This window comes from Protofrankia sp. Cas4 (genome assembly GCF_963555915.1).
Classification (GTDB): Bacteria; Actinomycetota; Actinomycetes; order Frankiales; family Frankiaceae; genus Protofrankia.
Window position 1 is genome coordinate 1 of the sequence record NZ_CAUVXL010000083.1, and the last position, 4,935, is coordinate 4,935.

At 69.3% G+C, this 4,935-nt stretch carries 3 protein-coding genes; all 3 read right to left on the reverse strand.

The features are described from left to right. Window positions 1-822 precede the first annotated feature (822 nt). Window positions 823-1,449, reverse strand: coding sequence for a hypothetical protein (locus U9979_RS07835; RefSeq protein WP_322778836.1), 627 nt, complete (start codon window positions 1,447-1,449; stop codon window positions 823-825). Between the two features lie 87 nt (window positions 1,450-1,536). Then, window positions 1,537-3,918: a CoA transferase gene (locus tag U9979_RS07840; RefSeq protein WP_322778837.1), complete on the reverse strand. Its 2,382-nt coding sequence runs from the start codon at window positions 3,916-3,918 to the stop codon at window positions 1,537-1,539. An 8-nt stretch (window positions 3,919-3,926) separates the two neighbouring features. After that, on the reverse strand, window positions 3,927-4,935 hold a 1,009-nt coding region (locus tag U9979_RS07845; RefSeq protein WP_322778838.1), incomplete at its 5' end, for an acyl-CoA dehydrogenase family protein.

A 4,935-nucleotide genomic window follows, 5' to 3' on the forward strand; every position in this document is an offset into this window, starting at 1 on the left:
GCCAGCGCGCTGCGGGGTTCGCCAGAGACCGGTGTGGGCGGACACTGGTGGTACAACCTGCGCAGTGCTGACCTCACCGCGGCGCAACTGCCGGTGCAAGTCGGCACGGTCACTCGCCCTCCTGGATGGTGAGCGTATTTGACAGGCGCGCACGTCGCATGCTTAGCTGGGCGTCTAGACCACCCGGCTCCCTCGTGGGCCGGGTTTTTTACGGATAGATCCTTCCCGTGCCGGCTGCGCTGGCAGTCGGACTCCGCGCGGTGGTCCCGACCGTAGGCGGACCGGGTCGGCACCTGCAGACTATCTGTGGCCCGTCGCCTACAACCAGGATCACCTCCGCGATTGTCTCGATCTTCTCTGGCAGCTAGCCCAGGCCGACTCGCGGCCTACCAACCAGCACCCTGACCACCCGCTGCGGATACTCGCGGAATTGAACGTCAATCCGACCACGATCCCCACGATCACGGTCACCAGTCGCACCGGAGCGTCCGGAACTACCAGGTGTGCGGAACGTGTGTTCATCTCGGTAGATGATGTTGCCGGCCTGGCGCTCACCGGGAATCGTCCCTGGTCAAGGCACGCGTGGAGACCGGGCGGATGGTGATTTCGGGACCCTGAACAAAGATCGAGTGGTTCTTATTCTGGCGCGTTAGGTCCACCAACCGTCCGATGGGTAAGTGTCGCATAGCCCTGACCTGGTCGTTTAGCGGTTCGCGGCGACCCCGTCGCTGGGCGGACGGCCGCTATTGCCGCCGCGGGGCATCGTCGTGCGGCGTGAACCGGATCGCCGGCACGACGTCGCGTGTTGGCTCGCCCGCGGATTCAGCCCTGCAGGAGGGTGATGGTGCGGCCAGAAGGGCTGGTCGTCGTGGTGATGACGGTACGTTCGGCGATGTCGGGGGCGTCGGGGCGCTGGTCGAAGATGGCCAGCGTGCCGGCGTCCAGACCGAGGCGGTCGAGGTAACGGTCGAGCTGCTTGAGGCCCTGAGGGAGCGGGTTGGCGCGGCCCGCTCTCCAGGTCTTCAGCTCGAGGGCCTCTCGCTGGAGGTGACGGGTGCCGTCGGGGGTGGTGTAGGGCCAGCGGACGTGCAGGTCGATCCGGCCGGCACCGACGCCGTATTCGCGTTCGACATAGCCGCCGCCGTTCACGACGCGCTGAAGGTAGCCCATGAGGATGAGCTGGGGCGCGGCCTCGTTGTAGAAGCCGCCGGTGATGAGAAAGTCGCCGTGCTCGATCCACCAGTCCGCGAACTCGTCGAGCACCTTCGGGAAATCGAACGTGCCGTCGGGACGGATGAAGGAGCGCGGGTCGGCGGTGACGCTTTCCTGGATGCTCGACGACAGGACCCGGACAATGACCTCGCGGTAGATCGGGTTGGCGACCCGGACGGGGGCCCTGTGCGCGATGAGGCCCAGGTCACGCACGTAGCTGACGTCGTCGTCATACACCAGCGGTCGCCTTTCGGTCGGACGGCGTCGTCGTCGTTTCCGGGCCCGTCACTCCTGCCAGCGGACGGCACGCTGATCCCGACCGGCTCAGCCGTGCTTCGGCTTCGTCCCGATCACGCCCGCGGCCTCCCACGCGGCGAGCTGGACGTCGGAATGCCCGAGGAGGCCGCCGAGGACCTCGCGGTTGTGCTCGCCCAGGAGTGGCGGGGTCCGTCGATGCACGGGCGGGTGCGGTCCACCGGAGAAGCGGATCGGGTAGCCGGAGTGGGTCGCCGATCCGACGACCGGGTGGCCGGCGAGATCCTCGAAGAAGCCGCGGGCCTGCAGCTGCGGGTTGGAATCCAGGAAGGCGCCGTTGCCGACGACCGCAGCTGGCACGCCGTGGCTGACCAGGACGTCTTCGACCTCGGCCGCGCCGCGTGCGGACGTCCAGGCGTTGATGGTCTCGTCGATGGCGTCGTGCTGGGCCCGGCGCTGCTCGCGGCTGTTCAGGCAGTCCCATCCAGACGGCTCACCGAGGGCCGTGCGCAGCCCGTGCCACTGTCTCTCGGTCTCGACCGAGACCGCGACCCACGTGTCACCGCCGGAGTCCGCGCAGAGGTACAGCCCTTGCGGTGCCGCCGTGGGGCTCCGGTTCCCGTCCCGCTTCAGGAGTGCCCCGTAGGCGCTGAACTCGGCGTACTGCTCGGCGCAGATGTTCAGCGCTCCGCCGAGCATCGGAGCCTCGATGAGAGAGCCCTCTCCGGTGCGTCGGCGGTGTTCGAGGGCCAGGGAGATCGCGATCGTCGCGTGTGAGCCTGCGAGTGGATCGCCGACGGAATTGGCGAACTGCGGCGGCGTGTCGGGGTAGCCCGTCATCCAGGCGATGCCGGAGACCGCCTCAATGGTCTGTGCATAGCCGGATCGGTCCCGCCACGGGCCGTCGGAACCGAACGCCGGCAGTCGTGCGTAGATGAGGTCGGGCCGCACGGCCTTCAGGACGTCGTAGGTCAGCCCCCACGAGGCCATGACGCGGGGCGTGAAGTTCTCCACGAGGACGTCCGAGTGTGCGACAAGCTCGAGGAGCAGCTCCCTGCCCTCCTCGCTGCCCAGGTCGAGGGTGATGCCCCGCTTGCCCGCGTTGCCACCGTGGTAGCTCGGACCTGTCTCCCACCAGAGGTCCTCGCGGAACGACCTGGCGCCGCGCATCCTCATGCCGTCCGGCCGGGACACGGACTCGACCTTGATGACGTCGGCGCCGAGCATGGCGAGCACGTAGCCGACGATGGGTCCAGCCCAGAACGCGGTGAGGTCGCAGACCCGTAGATCCTGAAAGGGGAGCGCCGCCGGTTCGGTCCCTGTGGTCAGCTCTCGCGGGGTGCAGGTGGTCGTGACCGTCGCGGTGTGTTCGCCGAGCATGGGCGCCGGCGCGAAGTCACGCAGCTGGAGGCTGCTCCGCGGGAAGCGGTAGGGATGGTTGGGCTGGACGAAGCCACCCCGGGGGTTCGTCGTCATGAGCCCGTTGGCCACCAGGTGGTCGAACCGCGGTGTGAGCGCACCGTTGCCGACGGGGGCGACCGGCACGCGCAGCGCCTCTGCTATCTCGATGACCTCGTCGGTGGTGTGCGTCGTCATCCACTCGGCGATCGCGGGCGCCAGCTCGTCCCGCCGGCTGATCCGCTGTTCGAGGCGGATGAGGCTCTCGTTGTCCATCCAGTCCGCCCGCTCGACCATCAGGCAGAAGTCGAGCCACTGCTGGCCGGTCACGACCATGAACGCGACCCAGCCGTCCTTGGTGCGCTCGATGCCGGGGAAGTTGAGCAGGCGGCGGGTATACGGCGGGACCCCGGCGATGCTGCGGTAGTTGACCTCGTACATGGTGTGGGTCAGCACGATCGACTCGAGCATCGACAGGTCGAGGAGCTCACCCTGGGCGGTGCGCAGGCGTCGGCGGTAGGACGCGAGGAGGCCAACCGCGCCGATCATGCCCGACAGCCACTCGCCGGTCCGCCCGCCGACGCAGACCGGTGGCCGGCTGGGGGTGCCTCGTGCGAACACCCCGCCCGAGATGGCCTGGAGCGTGAATTCGGTGGCCGGCCGGCCGGCCCACGGGCCCGCCAGTCCGAAGGGGGTGATCGACAACACCAGGGCGGTCGGGTTGAGCTCCCGCACCCTGGCCGGGCTCATGCTGGCGGCGAGTTCGGACCCGGGTGACCAGACGATCGCGTCCGCCCAGCGGACGAGGTCCAGCGTCTCCTCGAGGGTGGGCACGGCGGACTGCTTGGACGCGGCGAGGACCTTGAACAGGGCGCCGTCGTCGTCCGCGGCGATGGCCGCGCCGCTCGCTGACCAGCGGCGCAGGGGGTCGCCGGCGGCGTCCTCGCACGTGACGACCTCAGCTCCGGCGTCGGCGAGCAGCTTGGTCGTGTAGCCGCCGGCGATGCCGATCGAGAGGTCGAGGACGCGGAAGCCGTCCAGGGGCGCGGGCACGGGTTCTCCTATCGGTGTCTGGGCAGGCCGAGCACGCGTTCGGCGATGATCGTCTTCTGGATCTCCGACGTGCCGCCGCCGATGCGCAGACCGAAGGACGTGAACCACGGCTGTGACGCGGACTGGTCGTGGCGGGCGTGCAGGTGCCGGACGTCGTAGTTCAGCTCGGTCGCGAGGAGCTTCAGTGCCGACGGTCCCGCCCCCTCGATGCCGGCTTCCTGCTCGTCAACCGACTGTTCGAGCAGGGCTCGCACGGCGAGGGCGCGCACGGTGAGTTCCGCGACTTCCGCGGTTGCGACGGGATCGTCGGCCACGAGCTGGCTGAGCCGGCGCAGCGCATGCAGGGCGCCGAGCACGATCGGGGCGGTGATGGTGCTGCGCTCGAAGAGCAGGGTCGTCGTCGCCACCTGCCAGCCCTGACCCACCGCTCCGATCACGTTGGTCAGTGGGACGCGTACCTCGTCGAAGCGCACCTCGCAGAACTCGCTCGGCCCGCCGATCGTCCGCAACGGCCGGATGGTGATACCGGGAGAGTCCAGGTCGACCACGGCGTAGGTGAGACCACCATGTCGGCTGAACGGATCCGTGCGCACGAGCAGCTCCGCGATGTCGGCGTACTGCGCGAACGTGCTCCACCGCTTCTCGCCGGTGACTATCAGGGCGTCCCCGTCGACGACGGCCCTGGTGCTGATCGCGGCGAGGTCCGACCCGGCGCCGGGCTCGGAGAAGCACTGGGCCGCGATGATCTCTCCCCGCAGGATGCCCGGCAGCCATCGTTGCTGCTGCTCGGGAGTGCCTCGCGCGATGACGGTCGGCCCCGCGTGGGAGAGGGCGACGAGGAACAGGCCCGTCATCGTGTCCCCACCGGCGAGCGCGATCTCCTCGTGGAACGCCAGCTGCTGGCGGGCACCCGCGCCACGGCCACCGTGGCTCTTCGGCCACGCCACGCCCGCCCAGCCGCCGTCGTGTAGCTGGCGCTGCCAGGCGCGTTGGCGCTCGACGTCCGCGGGCGTGAGC